This window comes from Aquimarina macrocephali (genome assembly GCF_051627225.1).
Lineage (GTDB): Bacteria > Bacteroidota > Bacteroidia > Flavobacteriales > Flavobacteriaceae > Aquimarina > Aquimarina macrocephali.
On sequence record NZ_CP151795.1, the window covers coordinates 3,600,076 to 3,618,375 of the forward strand.

Consider the following 18,300-nt stretch of genomic DNA (forward strand, 5'->3'; position numbering starts at 1 on the left):
TTTCTTTTTAATTTGGTAAATTAATAATCTCCTAGAGTTTCAGGATTTTGTGCTAATCCAATTTCTAGCTGTTCATCATTAGGAGCTTTACCATGCCATGCATGTGTATGCATCATAAAATCAACTCCATTACCCATTACAGTATGCATTAATATACAAACAGGTTTTCCTTTACCTGTTCTGCTTTTTGCTTCTTTAAGCCCTTCAGTAACGGCAGAAATATTGTTACCTTCTTTAATTTCCATAACATCCCAACCAAAAGCTTCAAATTTTGCTTTTAGGTCTCCTAGCGGAAGAACATCGTCTGTAGAACCATCTATTTGTTTACCGTTATAATCAATGGTAGCGATAAGATTATCTACTTTTTTTCCAGAAGCATACATAGCTGCTTCCCAAATTTGTCCTTCTTGAAGCTCTCCATCACCATGCAGGCTGTATACGAGGTGAGAATCATTATTTAATTTTTTTGCTTGTGCAGCACCTAAAGCTACAGACATCCCTTGCCCTAATGATCCAGAAGCAATACGAATACCAGGAAGCCCTTCATGAGTTGTTGGATGTCCTTGTAATCTACTGTTAATTAGCCTAAACGTGTTTAGCTCTTCTACAGGGAAATATCCACTTCGTGCTAATACACTATAATAGACTGGTGAAATATGACCATTGGATAAGAAAAAGATATCTTCATCGATACCATTCATATCAAAATCATCTTTTCGATCTAAAACTTCTTGAAACAGGGCAACAAAAAATTCTGTACAGCCCAAAGACCCTCCTGGGTGACCAGAATTAACTTTGTGTACTTGTCGTAAAATATCTCTACGTACTTGTGTTGCAAAATCCTCTAATTGTTTTGTTTTTGGCATTATATTGCTAATTTCTTGATAATAAAGCCCCAAAAGTACAGGTTTTGTATGCGGTGACAAAATGTATAGACTGCTTTTAATTAAGAAACTAATGTTAATAACAAAAAGTTTTAGAAAACCTAAGTTGATCAATGTGATTTTAGTTAGTTATCTTTGCGCTCCATCAAACAGGAATTATGCAATTTGACCTTTTGTCCAAAGACTCTCTAAGTAAAGCGAGAGCAGGTAAAATAAGTACAGATCACGGTGTTATAGAAACACCAATTTTTATGCCGGTAGGAACAGTTGCTACCGTAAAAGGAGTACATCAAAGAGAATTAAAAAACGATATTAATCCCGATATTATTTTAGGAAATACATATCATTTATATCTACGACCTCAAACTCCTATTTTAGAAAAAGCAGGAGGATTACATAAGTTTATGAACTGGGATCGAAATATCCTTACCGATAGTGGAGGTTATCAGGTATATTCTTTATCTGCTAATCGAAAAATAAAAGAAGAAGGAGTGAAGTTTAAGTCCCATATTGATGGTTCATTTCATGTGTTTACTCCAGAAAATGTAATGGAGATTCAGCGCACTATTGGAGCAGATATCATCATGGCATTTGATGAGTGTACACCTTATCCTTGTGATTATCAATATGCAAAAAGAAGTATGCATATGACACACAGATGGTTAGATCGTTGTATGCAACATTTAGAAAAAATTCCGGTTAAGTATGGGTATGATCAGGCTTTTTTTCCGATAGTACAAGGAAGTACATATAAAGATCTTAGAAAGCAATCGGCAGAATATATAGCGAATGCTGGAGCAGTTGGTAATGCAATTGGAGGGCTGTCTGTAGGAGAACCGGCAGAAGAAATGTATGCGATGACAGAAGTAGTAACGGATATTTTGCCAGAAGATAAACCAAGGTATTTAATGGGAGTAGGAACACCTATTAATATTTTAGAAAATATTGCTCTTGGTGTAGATATGTTTGATTGTGTAATGCCCACACGTAATGCACGTAATGGGATGTTATTTACAGCACATGGAACTATTAACATAAAAAATAAAAAATGGGAAGATGATTTTTCGGCAATAGATGACATGGCTATCACTTTTGTAGACACAGAGTATTCTAAGGCATATTTAAAACATCTTTTTTCAGTAAATGAATTATTAGGAAAACAAATAGCAACAATACATAATTTAGGTTTCTACTTATGGTTGGTTCGCGAAGCTAGAAAACATATCTTAGCCGGTGATTTTAATTCCTGGAAGAATATGATGGTTAAACAAATGGATAAAAGATTATAGATTGAAAATACTGGACTGGTACATACTTAAAAGATATCTGGGAACATTTTTTACAATGATTCTGCTTTTTATCCCTATTGGAATAATAGTAGATCTTTCAGAAAAAATTGATAATATGCTAGAACATCAGGTTCCTCTGGATGCTGTAATAGCGTATTATCTTGACTTTACCGTTTATTTTGCCAATTTGCTATTTCCTCTCTTTGTATTCTTATCCGTAATTTGGTTTACTTCTAAACTCGCTAACAAAACAGAAATTATAGCTTTTTTAAGCTCAGGAGTTTCATTCTGGAGGTTTCTTAGACCCTATATGATAGGTGCGATTATTATTTGTTTTGGAGCATTAGCTATGGGATTGTTTTTGGCTCCAAAAGCCAGTCAGGGATTTAATGAATTTAAATATTCTTACCTTAAAAAAGGTAAAAAAGTACAGGAAACTAAAAACGTATATCGACAACTTAATGATAGTATGTTTTTATATGCCAATAACTTTAAACCTTTAGATAAATCGGCTACTAATTTTACATTAGAATATTTTGATGGTAATAGATTAAAGATAAAGATTTCGGCAAGAAGAATCGTGTTTAGAGATAGTATCTATGAATTGAGAGGTTATGTAAAACGAACTGTATTAGAAAATAAAGATATTATTGAAAAGGCTAAAACAAAGGATACTGTCTTGCCTTTTAATATAGATGAATTTACCCCAGTTACGTATGTGGCAGAGACTCTTAATTATGCAGAGTTAAGTAAGTTTATCGAAAAAGAAAGTAAAAGAGGGTCGTCTGATATTAATAGATATAAAGTTGTAGCTTATAAAAGATGGAGTATACCAGTGTCTGCATTTATTCTTACCATTATCGGTGTAGCTGTTTCTTCTATGAAAAGAAGAGGAGGAATGGGAGTTAACTTGGCTGTTGGTATTTCATTAGCATTTGTTTTTATCTTTTTTGATAAAGTTTTAGGTACATTGGCCAACCAATCTGATTTTCCACCAATAGTTGCTGTATGGTTTCCTAATATATCCTTTGGAATCTTAGCTATTTATCTTTTATACAATGCCAAACGCTAAACTTTTTAATTACCTGCATTTACATTTTATAGTGTTTATATGGGGATTCACTGCTATTCTTGGAGAATTGATATCTATCGAAGCATTACCGCTGGTTTGGTATAGAATGCTTCTGGCTTCGGTATTTATTTATGTTTACATTTATTTCAAAAAATTACCATTAGCGGTTTCAAGAAAATTATTTTTTACACTTTTTTTGGCTGGAATTGTTATAGCGTTACACTGGATTACTTTTTTTGCAGCAATCAAAGTTTCTAATGTATCTATAACACTGTCCATGATGTCTACTGGAGCTTTTTTTACTTCGATTTTGGAGCCCATTTTTTATAAAAGAAAGGTAATATGGTATGAGATTCTTTTTGGACTTTTAGTGATTACAGGACTGTATATTATTTTTAAAGTTGAAGGGGATTACTTTATAGGCATTATTTATGCATTGTGTTCTGCTTTCTTATCGTCGGTTTTTTCCTTAATAAATGGTAAAGTAGCACAACAATATAATCCATCTGTAATCTCATTTTATGAATTATTAAGTGGTGTAGGGATTGTAACTGTATATTTGTTAGGGGTAACAATATTTGGCACAACAACCGAAGGATTTACAGTTTCGTTTTTTCAATTAACAACTTCGGATTGGATGTATATGTTATTATTGGCGTCGGTTTGTACTGCTTATGCTTTTATAGGTTCTGTACAGGTAATGAAATATTTGACTCCATATACAGTAATGTTAACGACCAACCTAGAACCTGTATATGGAATACTATTAGCTTTTCTGATTTTTGGAGAGGCAGAAAAGATGAACCCCCAGTTCTACTATGGTGCAGCGATTATTCTTAGCACAGTTGTTTTAAACGGAATATTCAAAAATGCTAAAAAAAGAAAAAGAGAAGGAACTTTGCATAACATTACGAAGTAAAGTTTTTATATTTGTCGGCTAACCCTAGTTAATATAAAATATATTCTTGATATGGAATATTTAGAATTTGAACTCCCCATTAAGGAACTCGAAGAACAATTTGAGAAGGCTTGTGCTATCGGTGAAGAAAGCGAAGTCGATGTTACCGATACGTGTAAGCAAATTGAAAAAAAGCTAAAAGAAACTAAAAAAGAAATATATAAAAACCTTACGCCATGGCAACGAGTTCAGCTGTCAAGGCACCCTTCTAGACCGTATACTTTAGATTATGTAGATGCAATTTGTGGTGAATCCTTTTTAGAACTGCATGGCGATCGAAATGTGAAAGATGATAAAGCCATGATTGGTGGTTTAGGAAAAATAGGAGACCAAAGTTTTATGTTTGTTGGTCAACAAAAAGGATACAATACCAAGACCAGACAATACCGTAATTTCGGAATGGCAAACCCAGAAGGATATCGTAAAGCACTTCGTTTAATGAAAAGTGCAGAAAAATTTGATATTCCGGTAGTTACTTTTATTGATACTCCTGGAGCTTATCCTGGATTAGAAGCAGAAGAACGTGGTCAAGGAGAAGCAATTGCTCGTAATATACTGGAAATGACTCGTCTAAAAGTCCCGGTTATTGTTGTGATTATAGGAGAAGGAGCTAGTGGAGGAGCATTAGGAATAGGAGTAGGAGATAAAGTATTGATGCTCGAAAACGCATGGTATTCTGTGATATCTCCAGAAAATTGCTCTTCTATATTATGGAGAAGCTGGGATCAGAAAGAACAAGCAGCAGAAGCATTAAAACTTACAGCAAAAGATAGCGTTAATCTTAAGGTGGTTGATGAAATCGTTAAAGAACCACTTGGAGGAGCACATAGTGATCGAGAAACTACCTTTAAAACAGTACGAGATAAAATATTAGCGTCTTTTGAAGAATTAAAAAACTTATCACCAGAAGAATTGGTTGAAAAGCGAATGGAAAAGTATGCTAATATGGGAGTCTTTAAAGACTAACCCCTAAAGGGAATCACTTACTACCTGAATCTGAAGTTGTAAGCTTCAGATTTTTTTATGCTTATTAACAATAAAATTAAGTTATTAACAGTTCATTTGTTGAAGACTGGTGGACATTCGTATCTTTGTATTTAGGTACATCTTTTTACAATTTTTTTACATTCGTAGTCATGGAAAAAGTAAAGCAAACTAAGCAAATAAATTACGATCGGGGGAACGTAATTTCGCTTGAAAAAGGAAAAATACCTCCTCAAGCGGTTGATTTAGAGGAAGTTGTGCTTGGAGCAATGATGATTGATAAGAAAGGGGTCGACGAAATTATTGACATACTTAATCCCGATGTTTTTTATAGAGAAGCACATCAATACATTTTTGAAGCAATATTTAAACTATTCGAAAACTCTGAGCCAATAGACTTATTAACGGTTTCTAGCCAGCTAAAGAAGGATTCGAGATTAGAATTGGCCGGAGGAGATTATTATTTGGTACAATTAACCCAAAAAGTGGCATCTTCTGCGCATATAGAGTTTCATGCCAGAATAATTCTTCAGAAATATATACAGCGAAGTTTGATTAAAATTTCGAATGAAATTATTGAAGAATCCTACGATGAGACTACAGACGTTTTTGACCTTCTCGATATGGCAGAATCCAGATTGTATGAGGTAACACAAGGAAATATAAAACGATCTACAGAGACTGCACAAAATCTGGTTATACAGGCAAAGAAAAAAATACAGGAAATTTCAAACAAAGAAGGATTAAGTGGAATCCCGTCTGGCTTCGATAAGGTAGACAAATTAACTTCGGGTTGGCAGCCAAGTGATTTAATCATTGTGGCTGCCCGTCCGGGTATGGGAAAAACAGCTTTAACCCTTTCTATGGCCAGAAATATGGCTGTAGGGCAAAATATTCCTGTAGCATTCTTTTCATTAGAGATGTCTTCAGTACAGCTGATTACACGTTTGATATCTTCTGAAACCGGCCTCTCTTCAGAGAAGTTGCGTACTGGTAAGTTAGAAAAACACGAATGGGAACAGCTTAATGTAAAAGTAAAAGACCTGGAAAAAGCACCGTTGTTTATTGATGATACTCCATCTCTTTCAATTTTTGACCTTAGAGCAAAAGCCCGCCGTCTCTCATCTCAGCATGGTATAAAAATGATTGTCATTGATTATTTGCAGTTGATGACAGCAGGAGGTACAGGGAAAAATGGAAATAGGGAACAGGAAATTTCTACTATTTCTCGTAACCTGAAAGCTCTGGCAAAAGAATTAAGTGTACCAGTAATTGCATTATCACAGCTGTCAAGGGCCGTAGAAACCCGTGGTGGAAGTAAAAGACCACTACTTAGTGACCTTCGTGAATCTGGAGCGATAGAACAGGATGCAGATATTGTATCTTTTATTTATAGACCAGAATATTATAAAATTGATGAATGGGATGATGAAGAAAGATCACCAACTCAAGGGCAAGGAGAATTCATTGTAGCAAAGCACCGTAATGGTGGTTTAGACAATATTAGGTTAAAATTTGTTGGTCACTTGGGTAAATTTGATAACTTAGATGATTTTAGTACTCCTTTCGAATTTCATTCTAAAATGAATGATGGTAGTGAAGATGAACCACTTAGTACAAGTCATCTTCCTAGTGCAGATGAAGCCTTTGGGAGTAGCATAAATGACTCTAGCGATGATGACGACGAAGTACCTTTCTAAAATAACGCAGATATTTAAATCTTTCACACTACAACAAAGATGGCTTCGCCCTGGTGTAGTTATATTGGTTTTTTTATTTACATTTCAATCTTATGCATCTTATGTGCTAATTCCGATGGATGCAGATGGCCAACAAAATCACCTGAAAGCCTATGGGATTACATATTGGACATTAAGTAAAGATCTTAAAGTAAAATGGTTGCTAAACTATAGAGGAGGATCTTTTTTACTGCCAGATACAGAATATATTAGAAAAGAATGTACCATTAGAGGTGTTTCGTATGAAGTACTTAGTGATGCTGAAACTAACGAAATTTTAGAAGAAATAAGTAGTCCTTCACAGAATATGGAGGCCGTAGTCTTAGAAAAGGCACCAAAAATAGCAGTGTATTCTCCCAAAGGAAATCAACCTTGGGATGATGCGGTTACTATGGTATTGACATTTGCAGAAATTCCCTACAAAACAATTTATGATAAAGAGGTTCTAGAAGATAACCTGATCTTATATGACTGGTTACATTTGCATCACGAAGATTTTACAGGACAATATGGTAAGTTTTATGCGACATATAGAGCTGCTCCATGGTATATTAGAGAAAAAGCCGCTGCAGAAAAACTAGCTACCGAACTTGGATATTCAAAAGTTTCGCAAGAGAAACTAGGAGTTGCTTTAAAAATTCGAGACTATGTTGTTGGTGGTGGATTTATGTTTGCCATGTGTAGTGCTACAGATAGTTTTGAGATTGCCTTAGCTGCAGAAGGGGTTGATGTTTGTGAGCCCATGTTTGATGGAGATCCTAGTGAACCGGGATACCAATCTAAGATAGATTATAGTAAGACTTTTGCGTTTAAGAACTTTACACTAGAGCGTAGCCCAAATGTATATGAGTTTTCTTCAATAGATATGACTAGAAAACGCCGTATCCCCAAAACAACAGATTATTTTACGCTGATGGATTTCTCTGCAAAATGGGACCCTATCCCAACTATGCTTTGCCAGAATCATACGTCTTTGGTCAAAGGATTTATGGGGCAAACTACAGCATATAATCCTAATGAGATTAAATCTAATGTATTAGTACTGGGTGAAAATAAAACCAATTCAGAAGCTCGCTATATACATGGTATTAAGGGAAAAGGATTCTTTACTTTTTACGGAGGGCACGATCCCGAAGATTATACACATAGAGTTGGCGATCCAAAGACAGAATTAGAACTGCATCCTAATTCACCGGGATATCGTTTAATTCTAAACAATGTGCTCTTTCCTGCTGCAAAAAAGAAAAAGCAGAAAACCTAATAGCAATATTACATTCCTAATCACGGTTTACAGTGATGAATTTACGTATCATTTTTTATAATTTTGTTTTTGATTCATGACACAATGAAGCATATTATAGCAAAATGATAAAAAAAGTATTAATGATATTAGCCGCGATTTTTCTACTACTAACTACACTGGGTATATATGGAGTCTATCGTTTTTTAAATCCATTCGGGAAATTGATAAATGAGGAGAAATCTGATTCTTACTTTTATACACGGGGTGGTGATGAAATTATATACAGCCCTATGGGAAATTGGTTTTCTTTAGGGAAGCATGAAATGGATGTTGATTTTACTACTTTTCAAGTTTTAGGAAGAGATTATGCAAAAGATAAAGAATATGCATATTTTAAATCAAAAATAATTGATTTTGGAGTAGATGTGCCTTCTTTTGATGTAAAAGCTGGTTATGTTCCTATAGATAAAAATCATGTATATGTCCTTGTAGATAATTATTATCATATTAGTGATACTGGCGATGGTTTTAAAATATTAGAAGATGCAGATCCTGAAACATATGAACAACTAAATTATGATTTTGCAAAGGATAAGAATTTTATCTTTAGAAATAACGAAAAAATGCAAGGAGTTGATTATGAGTCTTTTGGTGTAGTGAATAGTCAGTTTTGTAAAGATAAAAATGGAGTATATTATTATTGGTATCAACAACCATTATATAGAACAGAAGTAAATGTATCTCAGGTTGTTGATTTAGCTTATTTTTGTATTCGTGATGATGAATATGTATATATTCATACCGATAACATTGATCTTGATGTTAAGGATAGAATAGTTCGCATTCCTTTTAAAAATGCTGATCAAATACAGTTTTACAATGATAATTCTATTGTTAAAATAGATGATAATATTTATTATAAAGGGAAAATTCTTGAAAAAGCCAATGCGTCAACTCTTGAAGAAATAGGATATGGCTATGTGAAAGATGATAGCCTTGTTTTTTTTCATGGACAAATTGTTGATGGCGCAGATGCAAAGACTTTTAGGTACAATGATAAGAACTATACTTTTTCAGATAAAAACCATGTTTATGAATCTGGAGAAATTTTAAAAAAATCAAAAAGCTGGTGATACAGTATTGTAAGGTAATTTAAGTAATACGACTACATTGTCTAGAATTAACTTATTTACAAATCTTAATCATGAAAAATCTTATCCTAGTATCACTTTTGATTACAACTATTATCTCTTGTAAACAAGAAGTAAAACCAGAAAAAGAAACCAAAGTTCAGGAAGAACAAAAAGAAGAGGTTATACCAGATCGATCTGGAGATTTTCCCGAAGATATTGCTGCTGTTTTTAAAGCTCATGGGGGTATCAATGCGTTTGATCAAATGAATAGCATGATTTTTGAGATAGCTAAGCCTGAAGGAAATGAAAAGCACACTATCGATCTTAAAACCCGTTATGCACGTGTAGAAACAGATAAATTCGTTTTAGGATTTGATGGTAAAGAAGCTTGGTTAGAGCAGGATTCTACTTATTTCAAAGGAAATCCTCGTTTCTATCATAATTTGATGTTCTATTTTTATGCAATGCCTTTTGTGTTGGGTGATGATGGAATTTCATATCAAAAAGTAGATGACCTTAAGGTGGGTGATATTTCGTATGCAGGCTATAAAATATCTTATGGAGATGGTGTAGGAGATTCGCCCAAAGACAATTATTTTCTTTATTATGATAAAGTATCTGGGAAAATGAAATTTCTAGGGTATACAGTTACATTTTTCAGTAAAGAATCTAGCGAAAAAATAAGCCTCATAGAATATGCAGATTGGAATGATGTAAATGGAGTATTGCTTCCTACATCTCTTAAATGGAGAGCTTATAAAGATGGTGTAGTAGGAGAGGTTAAAAGTGAAATGAATTTTGTAAATGCTAAAATAGATAAGAAAAAAGTTTCTAATTCATTATTTAAAAAACCTAATATAGAAGAGAGTAAAACTTTGTAAATGATGTATGTTGTAATGACAGAAAACTTAATTGAAAACAAGGTTTAGGAATCAAAATAAAATTAAGAGAGTATGACATTACATTTCAAGTTTATTAATATAGCTTTTGTTTTAATTTTTTGTACTAATAATTTTGCTCAGGAACAGGAAATTCCGAATACTGTCAAATTACCTGATACTTCGTCATGGGAGTCTGTGAGGAAATATATTAAAATGGAAACCCGTTTTATCAACAGATGGCCCAAAGCCGAACATTATTTTAAAAGAGGTAGATATAAAGCAGTAATCCACGATTGGAAATCAGCATTATCAGATTTAGATAAATCAATTGAGATTAGCCCTAATACAATGATTTCATATTATGTTAGGGGAGCTGTAAAGGAAAGATTAGACGATTTAGAAGGAGCGAGAGATGATTTTTCAAAAGTTATAGAGCTAAAACCAGATTATGAAATGGCTTGGTTAGATAGAGCTCAAATTTATACAAAACTTAAAAATTTTGATGCAGCAAAAGAAGATCTGAATATAGCACTGAAATTACGACCTAATTGGAGTCTCGCTTTCTTTCGATTAGGTAATTTATATAGTGATAAAAAAGACTACGATGAGGCAATAATATATTACGAAAAATGTATAGAGATCAACAAAGATTCATATATGGCATATAACAATCTGGGGGATATACATTATAAGAAAAAAAACTATGATAAAGCAATTTCTTATACCTCTGAAGCAATAGCAATTTTCCCTGAGTACATAAAAGCTTTAAAAACAAGAGTGGGTGCAAAATTGGCTAAAGGGGATACGGACTTCTGTCAAGATATTAAAAAGTTGGTAAAACTAGGAGATATAGAATCTATAGCAATTATTGATGAATATTGCCCAAACTGATTTATAAAGTATTATTTCTTCTGTAGTTATACTTTTGGCAGATAGTTTATTAGAGAAGTAAAATCTTTTTAACTAAAAAGATTTTACTTCTCTAATAAGGGTATTTAGGACTATTATTTAGTGTATTTCTCACTGTATCGTTTCCATAACTTAGTCTGATGGCTTTCTAAGCTAATATCACGTCCTTGGATAAAAGCTTTCTCTAATTGATTTGTACGCATATCAAGGGCATCACCTATACTAATAAATAGAGTTGCATCTTTACCAACTTCAAGAGTTCCGGTACTATTATCGATACCCAGAATTTTGGCACTGTTACCAGTAATGAGTTGTAAAGCCTTTTCTTTATCTAATCCATGTGCAGCAACGGTTCCTGCCTGAAACGGTAAATTACGTGCATTAGCACGCTCCATTTGCCCGCTATTCTGTAATGCAACCAGCACTCCAGCATCCATCAATAATTTTGCGTTTTTATATGGTAAATCATAATCTTCATCTTCTTGTCTGGGAGTAGAGTGTGTTCTTGTAGTTAGAACTGGAACATTGTTTTGTTTTAGCTGTGCTGCAACTTTATAAGCTTCATAGGCGCCTACTAAAACTATTTTCTTGATATTATTTTCTTTAGAAAAACTAAGCACATCCAAAATTTCTTTTTCTGTATTTACATGTACAAACAAAGTTTTTGATCCATCAAAAACACCTTTCATTGCATGGTGAGGAAGATTTCCTGTTGTCTTAGTTGATTTAACGGAAGCCTTGGATTGATGTATAAAATCTACCAATTCTGTTATTTGTTCTGCATATTTTTTATTGGGTTTATATCCTGGATCTTCACCAAGCCACCAACGACCCCTTGTAAAGGAACTTGGCCAATTGATATGGATACCATCATCTACTTTTATAGTTGCATCTTCCCAATTCCATGCATCTAATTGCACAATCGATGATGTTCCCGAAATTCTACCACCACGAGGGGTAACCTGTGCCATTAAAACACCATTAGGACGCATACTTTCGACAATTTTACTCTCTGCATTGTAGGCAATAATGCTTCGAATATGTGGGTTGTAATTTCCAATTTCACTATCGTCATCTGTAGCACGAACAGCACCTATTTCTACTAATCCTAAGGTAGAATTTGGAGCTATAAAACCAGGATAGATATGTTTTCCAGAAGCGTCAATTACGGCTCCTTTTGCAGAGGCACTTCCATTAGTATCTATTGCTGTTATCTTTCCATTTTCAAAAATGATAATACTATTTTCAATAACTTCTCCATTACCGATATGTGCTGTAGCACCAGTGATCGTTATTGCTTCACTCTGAACTTTTGCTGGGGTTTGCTGCGCTGTTACTTTTCCAAAGGAAATAATACACAGTGCTATTATGAATACTATTTTTTTCATATTCTTTATGATTTTAGACTTCGACAAGCTTAGTCTGATCTATATTTTGTTTAATTAATAGTTTCTAAAGTTTCGCACTCGAAATGTTGCTTTTCCTTCTTCTTGGCAGGCTGTGTTTTAAGACCGCTGTTTTTTGCCTTTAAAAGCATAGTAGAAAGCTTATTTCTTTCTGCTGCAATAGATTTTCTCATAGCCTTATCTTTTTCAAGATCAAAATACACGGCTCCTTCGATTATAGTTTTTTCTGCTTTAGCATATATAGATAGTGGATGATCTGTCCATAATACTAAATCTGCATCTTTACCTATTTTAATACTCCCTACTTTGTCATCGATATGTAATAGTTTGGCAGGGTTAAGAGTTACAAATTTCAACGCATCTTCTTCACTTACACCACCGTATTTTACGGATTTTGCAGCTTCCTGATTAAGACGACGAGACATTTCTCCATCATCACTATTAATTGCAGTAACTACACCTTGTTTATGCATAATAGCTGCATTATAAGGAATGGCGTCATTAACCTCGTATTTGTATGCCCACCAGTCAGAGAAGGTAGATCCTCCAACACCATGAGCTACCATTTTATCTGCTAGCTTATATCCCTCGAGGATATGGGTAAAGGTGTTAATTTTAAAATTAAATTTTTCGGCAACCTTCATTAACATATTGATCTCACTTTGCACATAAGAATGGCAGCTAATATAACGTTGACCGTTTATAATTTCTGCTAAGGTTTCCATTTCGGTATCCTTGCGATACGGTTTACCACTTGTTTTAAGTTTATGATATTCTTTTGCACGAGAAAAGTAATCTATATATAATTGTTCAACTCCCATTCTTGATTGTGGAAAACGGCTAAAACTTTGCCAGTTACTTTGTTTTACATTCTCGCCTAATGCGAATTTGATAAACTTAGGTGAATTGGGATAGATAAGGTTATTGGCACTCTGTCCCCATTTTAATTTTATGATTGCAGAACGTCCTCCTATTGGATTTGCAGAACCATGAAGAATCTGAATAGAGGTTACACCACCGGCCAGATTTCTATAAATATCAATATCATCGGGAGATACGACATCTTCGATAGTTACTTCGGCAGAAGAATTATGTCCAGCTTCATTAATGGCAGCCGCTGCGATATGAGAATGCTCGTCAACAATACCAGAGGTAAGATGTTTTCCGGTAGCATCAATTATTTTGGCGTTACTATCATTAAGGTTTTTACCAATAGCAGAGATTTTACCATTTTTGACTAATACATCGGTCTCTGTTAAAACTCCATCGGTTTCATTGGTCCAAACTGTTGCGTTTTTAAATAGTAACGACTCTGATTTTGGTACTTGAGAATTTCCATATGCTATATTAGGATATACAACAGGAAGAACTTCGGGTTTTTCTTTTTTATCGGTTGATTTTTCATCCTTTTTTTCAGAAGCCTTTTCGGGTTTCTTTTTAACAGAAAAAGAAGTTTGTGCTCCATTAGGAAGAATAGCTTTACCACTCCAAAAATTAGGAGTGCCGGCAATACTGGATACAATCCTAGTGTATTTAGCCTTAGTAGTGTCTGTATCGGTAAAAGTAATAGTTACCCAATCATTCTTATAGTTTATTTTGGACCCTAATTTTATGTCACCAAGTTTTATTTCGGCTTTAGGTTTTGTGGGCTTTCCAGAAATTGACATATCATACGTTTTTCCGGCAACGGTTAGCTCATAGTTACCATTAATATCGGTAACATTCATATCATTCACTATATTTTTACGACCCTGCACCCAGTTCTCATAAATAATATTGTCTTTTGAAAATAATTCACTTTTGGTGATTAGAAAGTTGGCATAGCTTCCTTTTTTAATACTTCCTAAAAGATTACTTTTTCCTAAAATCTGTGCAGGTATGGTTGTTAGAGCTGCAATGGCAATTTTTTTATCCAAGCCATACTCAATTGCTTTTGCAATTCTGCCTTTTAGATCGGCTATCTTTTTTAATTTATGTGTAGTCAAAGAAAAGGTAATTCCATTTTTTGATAATACAGAAGGGTTTGTTGGGGCCTGGTTCCAATGTCTCATATCTCCTAGGCTTACCAGGTTAGCCATAAAAGGATCTGAAACATCATAGGCTTCAGGAAAATCCAGAGGAATTATATATTTGGCATTGGTAGCTTTTACCTTGTCGATCCTGGCATATTCATCTCCACCACCAACAAGTATGTATTGCATTTTAAATTGATCACCAACCTTATCAGCTCTAAAACCATTTATTCTGCTTCCCGCTTCAAAAATTTGAGGAAGATTTTTGTTCCTGTTTAAAGCTTCCAGAGATAGATCTTTGTTAGTGGCATTACCACCTGCATACCAATCGGCATCGTGGTATACTTGTCTTAGAAGTGCCATAGCTCCCATTAAGGATGTAGGGTATATCTGTTTACTTTTATTACTCTTAGAAAAAGATAAGAATTGTGATGAGCGATCACTTAATAATCGATCACCTTCTGTACCTTCATTATTTAGAGCTACCAATAACCCAGTTCCTCTTACAATACCGTCGGGCATATGAGTATTAAGTACTCCAAATCCTTCTTTTACATATTCTGTTGCTTTTTTGGCATCATATTTAAAGGAGGTTAAGGCATTAGTTTCAGGACGAATGTGATCGTTCCAGTAATAGCCTTCTCGGGATGCTTGATATTGTGGGTTACCACTAAAAGGACTTCCTCCTTTTCGTTTAGGTTTTTCGATACCAAAATTGGTGAACGGATCAATAAAAGAAGCGTAAATATGTTTTCCTTTAAGGTCAATTATCACACTATTGGCAGGAGCGGAAATAGAATTTCCTACCTGTACAATTTTACCTTTTTGGATAACTAGAGTTCCATTTTTGATCTCAGTATCTGGCGTTGTGTGAATCGTTGCGTTTTTAAATACGGTATAATTAGAATTTGTAGTATTAACCCCATCATTTTTGGGGAAATAATCCTGAGAGTAAGAATTTAAAATTCCGCATATCACCGTAAGCGATAATAGAAGTTTTTTCATAAGTGTAGTGTAAAGTAAAATTGAATTGGTTTTAAAGATAATGGTTGAAATAAAAAGAGGTTGTTAATTAAGATTGTTTTAACATCACTTGTACTAGTATATTTATGAATTTTTAGAAATTTACCAAAATATTAACAACAAAATTTATAATAATGAAAAACTTTTTTATTCTTTTTTTATTGATGAGTAGTACTGTAATGATTGGGCAGGAAACCTTTGGAGGAGGAGCCTCAGATCCTGGGGGTAAGACAGCGATAGGGCCTTTTAGCTCAACAATTATAGTAAGACAAAAAGCTCGAAACGCTTCTATTAAGGGGCATCAGTATTTTGAAGAGAATAATGTAATGGCAACAATATATGTGAATAAAAAACAAGTACGTCAATGTTTAGTTAGATACAATGCTTTTAATGGAGAACTAGAATATGTAGATGATAATAAAAGATTTAATATGCTAAAAGTAGATAACCTAGAAGTTGCTCTTAAAAAGTATAGTTATAAATTATTTAATTATGAAGGAGATAGACAATTTTTTGTTGTGTATAATAAAGGACCATTCTCTCTGGGGGTGAAAGCATTGAAGAAAATAAAACAAGGGAAAGAAGCGGTAACCAGTTATGATGCTAGTACTCCTTCAAAGTATATTGAGAATAATAAATACTTTATAATTAACAATAAAAAAGGAGAGGTTCAAAAAGTAAAACTTAAGAAAAAGGACATTCTTAAAGTTTTGGATAAAAAAGATGGACTTGAAAAGTTTGCCTCTTCAAAAAAACTAAGTTTTAAGAAGGAAAAAGACCTGATTAAGATTATTAACTATTATAATACTTTATAACTTTATAATTGACTTATCTATTTAATTTTATCTGAATTTAGAATTGACATGTAATATATTAGATTGTTAAATGGTATTTTTAACAAAGGGTGATATTATGTGTAAAAGTTGTTTCTTTACTCCGGGAAAATTTAAATTAAAGAGAATGAAAAAATTGTTTGTAGTGCTTTTATTATTGCAAAATTGTCTGGTTATCGGACAAACTAAAATTGGTTAGGTTGCTGGAGCTGAAGAAACAGCAAATATGAGTGCTTATGGGACTCGAGTAGTTGTTAAGAAGCCTCTAAAGAACACTGTTCTTGGGCATCAGTACTATGAAAATGAAAATAAGCTTGCTTCAGTATACGTAAACGGAAAAAAAATGCGTAGAGCCTATGTTAGATATAATACTATAAATGATGAAATTGAAGTTACAGAAATATTCAATGTTTTGAAAAGAGAGAATATCCGAGTTGTTTTGGACGAAGGATATGTTTATAAGATGTTAGATTATGAAGGAACAAAGCAGTTCTTTGTCTTTTTAAAAGAAGGGAAGAATTCTTTGGTTATGAAGGTAGAAAAGAAGGTAAAGCAAGGTCAAAATGCAATTGATGCTTATGAAAAGACAACGAATGATAAATATATAGAAAAACGTAGTTATTTCATATTGAAGGCTGGAGGTGATTTACTTAAAATCAAATTAAAACAGAAAGATATATTGAAAGTTTTGGAAGATAAAAAGAACGAAATCGAAAAGTACGTTTCCTCAAAAGGACTTAATTATAAAAAAGAAAATGATCTAATTAGAATTGTGGGTTATTATAATACCCTATAGTTACTCTATAATCTGGTCTTATAATAATTAACTAATAACGCTACGACATAACTATAGGTATCCATACCATCAGGTTGGTTATTAGCTTTTAAATAACTATCATAAGTACTTTTAAAAATGGGTTCCAGGGGATTTTCATAAGATTCCCAGAACTCATTTACTTCAATATAATTTCTTCTAATACCAGGTCTTAACTTTTCGATAAGACAAATTGCTTTTTCTTCATTACGAAGATAAAGATCGTTTAAGCAAAATTTTAAGGCAAAGGTAGCTCCGCTATAGTTAAAATATACATCATCATAATTCATAGTGGTCAATGCAGCTATAAAATTAGCTTCATTTTCTTTGGCAAATCCTAATTGATGTGCTTCTTCATGACAACTAGTGGTAGGTGTCTTGTAATTAAGTATTAATCCATTTACTTGCGCTTCATTGGTAATAGGATTTAAATACCCACTAAACCCCATGTAAGTTAGAGGAAGACTTAATATAGACGTTTTAATACTTTTAGGGTGATATTGTAATACAGGAAATATTTGATGTAACTGATCGTAAGCAGGAATTGTTTTTTGAAATATTTCTTCTTTAGAATATGGTATGCGTATAGGTAGAGAATCATTAGGTTCTAGTTGTAGATGTAAAGAATTGGCTTGAATTATTAATTTTTCTGAAACGGTAACCAGTTCTTCTTCAGAATATTTATCATCTAATTGTAATATCTCATGTAAGGGCAATCTATAGTAATTCATTCCCCAAAGGATATGAAAACACGCATACACAATTGATAAAGTAGCGCCAATATCCAATACTATTTCTTTCCATAACAAATGCTTCTTAAATACCTTTTTAAATAAAAAACGTATTAGCATAATAATTAAAACACAGTATAAAATGTCTCCAAAAGAAAATGGAAGCCATCCAAATACATATCGTAAAGCCTTGGAGATATAAACAAACAAGCCATTACTATATAACTGTTCTATAACCTCAGGAAAAAAAGAAAGGATCTGAATAAGAATGATTTGAATAGGAAGTAATATTGTAAGATAAAGTTTTGTCTTAGATTGCATGGGATAAAGATATTTACAATTCTCAATTTAGAATGAAGAATTAAGAATTTTTTTAGGATCTATTCGTT

General features: G+C 33.3%; 15 protein-coding genes. 11 read left to right on the forward strand and 4 right to left on the reverse strand.

Annotated elements, in window-relative coordinates:
* Positions 1-20 precede the first annotated feature (20 nt).
* Positions 21-866 carry a transketolase gene (locus tag AAFU52_RS15625; RefSeq protein WP_024768725.1) on the reverse strand — a complete coding sequence of 282 codons (846 nt, stop codon included), beginning with the start codon at positions 864-866 and terminating at the stop codon, positions 21-23.
* A gap of 176 nt (positions 867-1,042) precedes the next feature.
* On the opposite strand from AAFU52_RS15625, the gene tgt reads away from it, so the two are divergent.
* The 9 genes from tgt to AAFU52_RS15670 all read left to right on the forward strand — a co-directional run bounded on the left by tgt (position 1,043) and on the right by AAFU52_RS15670 (position 11,074).
* The gene (gene tgt / locus AAFU52_RS15630) at positions 1,043-2,173 is read left to right on the forward strand and encodes a tRNA guanosine(34) transglycosylase Tgt (RefSeq protein ID WP_024768724.1); all 1,131 of its coding nucleotides are present in this window, start codon (positions 1,043-1,045) and stop codon (positions 2,171-2,173) included.
* 1 nt (position 2,174) lies between these two features.
* On the forward strand, positions 2,175-3,245 hold the full coding sequence (locus AAFU52_RS15635; RefSeq protein ID WP_438422539.1) for an LptF/LptG family permease: 1,071 nt from the start codon (positions 2,175-2,177) through the stop codon (positions 3,243-3,245).
* Positions 3,232-4,164 carry a DMT family transporter gene (locus tag AAFU52_RS15640; protein WP_438422540.1) on the forward strand — a complete coding sequence of 311 codons (933 nt, stop codon included), beginning with the start codon at positions 3,232-3,234 and terminating at the stop codon, positions 4,162-4,164. The genes AAFU52_RS15635 and AAFU52_RS15640 overlap by 14 nt, the downstream gene beginning before the upstream one ends.
* A gap of 51 nt (positions 4,165-4,215) precedes the next feature.
* On the forward strand, positions 4,216-5,169 hold the full coding sequence (locus AAFU52_RS15645; protein ID WP_024768721.1) for an acetyl-CoA carboxylase carboxyltransferase subunit alpha: 954 nt from the start codon (positions 4,216-4,218) through the stop codon (positions 5,167-5,169).
* Positions 5,170-5,339: 170 nt separating this feature from the next.
* Complete coding sequence (gene dnaB / locus AAFU52_RS15650) at positions 5,340-6,887, forward strand: replicative DNA helicase (protein WP_024768720.1); 1,548 nt, start codon at positions 5,340-5,342, stop codon at positions 6,885-6,887.
* Positions 6,865-8,187 carry an asparagine synthetase B gene (locus tag AAFU52_RS15655; protein ID WP_438426643.1) on the forward strand — a complete coding sequence of 441 codons (1,323 nt, stop codon included), beginning with the start codon at positions 6,865-6,867 and terminating at the stop codon, positions 8,185-8,187. The genes dnaB and AAFU52_RS15655 overlap by 23 nt, the downstream gene beginning before the upstream one ends.
* A gap of 122 nt (positions 8,188-8,309) precedes the next feature.
* Complete coding sequence (locus AAFU52_RS15660; RefSeq protein WP_438422541.1) at positions 8,310-9,302, forward strand: DKNYY domain-containing protein; 993 nt, start codon at positions 8,310-8,312, stop codon at positions 9,300-9,302.
* Between the two features lie 71 nt (positions 9,303-9,373).
* Positions 9,374-10,183, forward strand: coding sequence for a hypothetical protein (locus AAFU52_RS15665; RefSeq protein WP_438422542.1), 810 nt, complete (start codon positions 9,374-9,376; stop codon positions 10,181-10,183).
* Between the two features lie 72 nt (positions 10,184-10,255).
* Positions 10,256-11,074 carry a tetratricopeptide repeat protein gene (locus AAFU52_RS15670; protein ID WP_024768716.1) on the forward strand — a complete coding sequence of 273 codons (819 nt, stop codon included), beginning with the start codon at positions 10,256-10,258 and terminating at the stop codon, positions 11,072-11,074.
* Between the two features lie 113 nt (positions 11,075-11,187).
* On the opposite strand, the gene AAFU52_RS15675 is transcribed toward AAFU52_RS15670, so the two are convergent.
* Positions 11,188-12,480, reverse strand: coding sequence for an amidohydrolase family protein (locus AAFU52_RS15675; protein WP_438422543.1), 1,293 nt, complete (start codon positions 12,478-12,480; stop codon positions 11,188-11,190).
* A 50-nt stretch (positions 12,481-12,530) separates the two neighbouring features.
* Positions 12,531-15,515, reverse strand: coding sequence for an amidohydrolase family protein (locus AAFU52_RS15680; RefSeq protein WP_438422544.1), 2,985 nt, complete (start codon positions 15,513-15,515; stop codon positions 12,531-12,533).
* Positions 15,516-15,667: 152 nt separating this feature from the next.
* Between AAFU52_RS15680 and AAFU52_RS15685 the strand changes: the two genes are divergently transcribed.
* Together AAFU52_RS15685 and AAFU52_RS15690 are read left to right on the forward strand one after the other, a co-directional pair.
* Positions 15,668-16,348: a hypothetical protein gene (locus tag AAFU52_RS15685; protein ID WP_024768713.1), complete on the forward strand. Its 681-nt coding sequence runs from the start codon at positions 15,668-15,670 to the stop codon at positions 16,346-16,348.
* A 244-nt stretch (positions 16,349-16,592) separates the two neighbouring features.
* Entirely contained in the window at positions 16,593-17,162 is a 570-nt protein-coding gene (locus AAFU52_RS15690) for a hypothetical protein (RefSeq protein WP_438422546.1), read from the forward strand.
* Between the two features lie 5 nt (positions 17,163-17,167).
* Here the strand turns inward: AAFU52_RS15690 and AAFU52_RS15695 are convergent, their stop codons facing one another.
* On the reverse strand, positions 17,168-18,232 hold the full coding sequence (locus AAFU52_RS15695) for a DUF3810 domain-containing protein (RefSeq protein ID WP_438422547.1): 1,065 nt from the start codon (positions 18,230-18,232) through the stop codon (positions 17,168-17,170).
* Positions 18,233-18,300 lie beyond the last annotated feature (68 nt).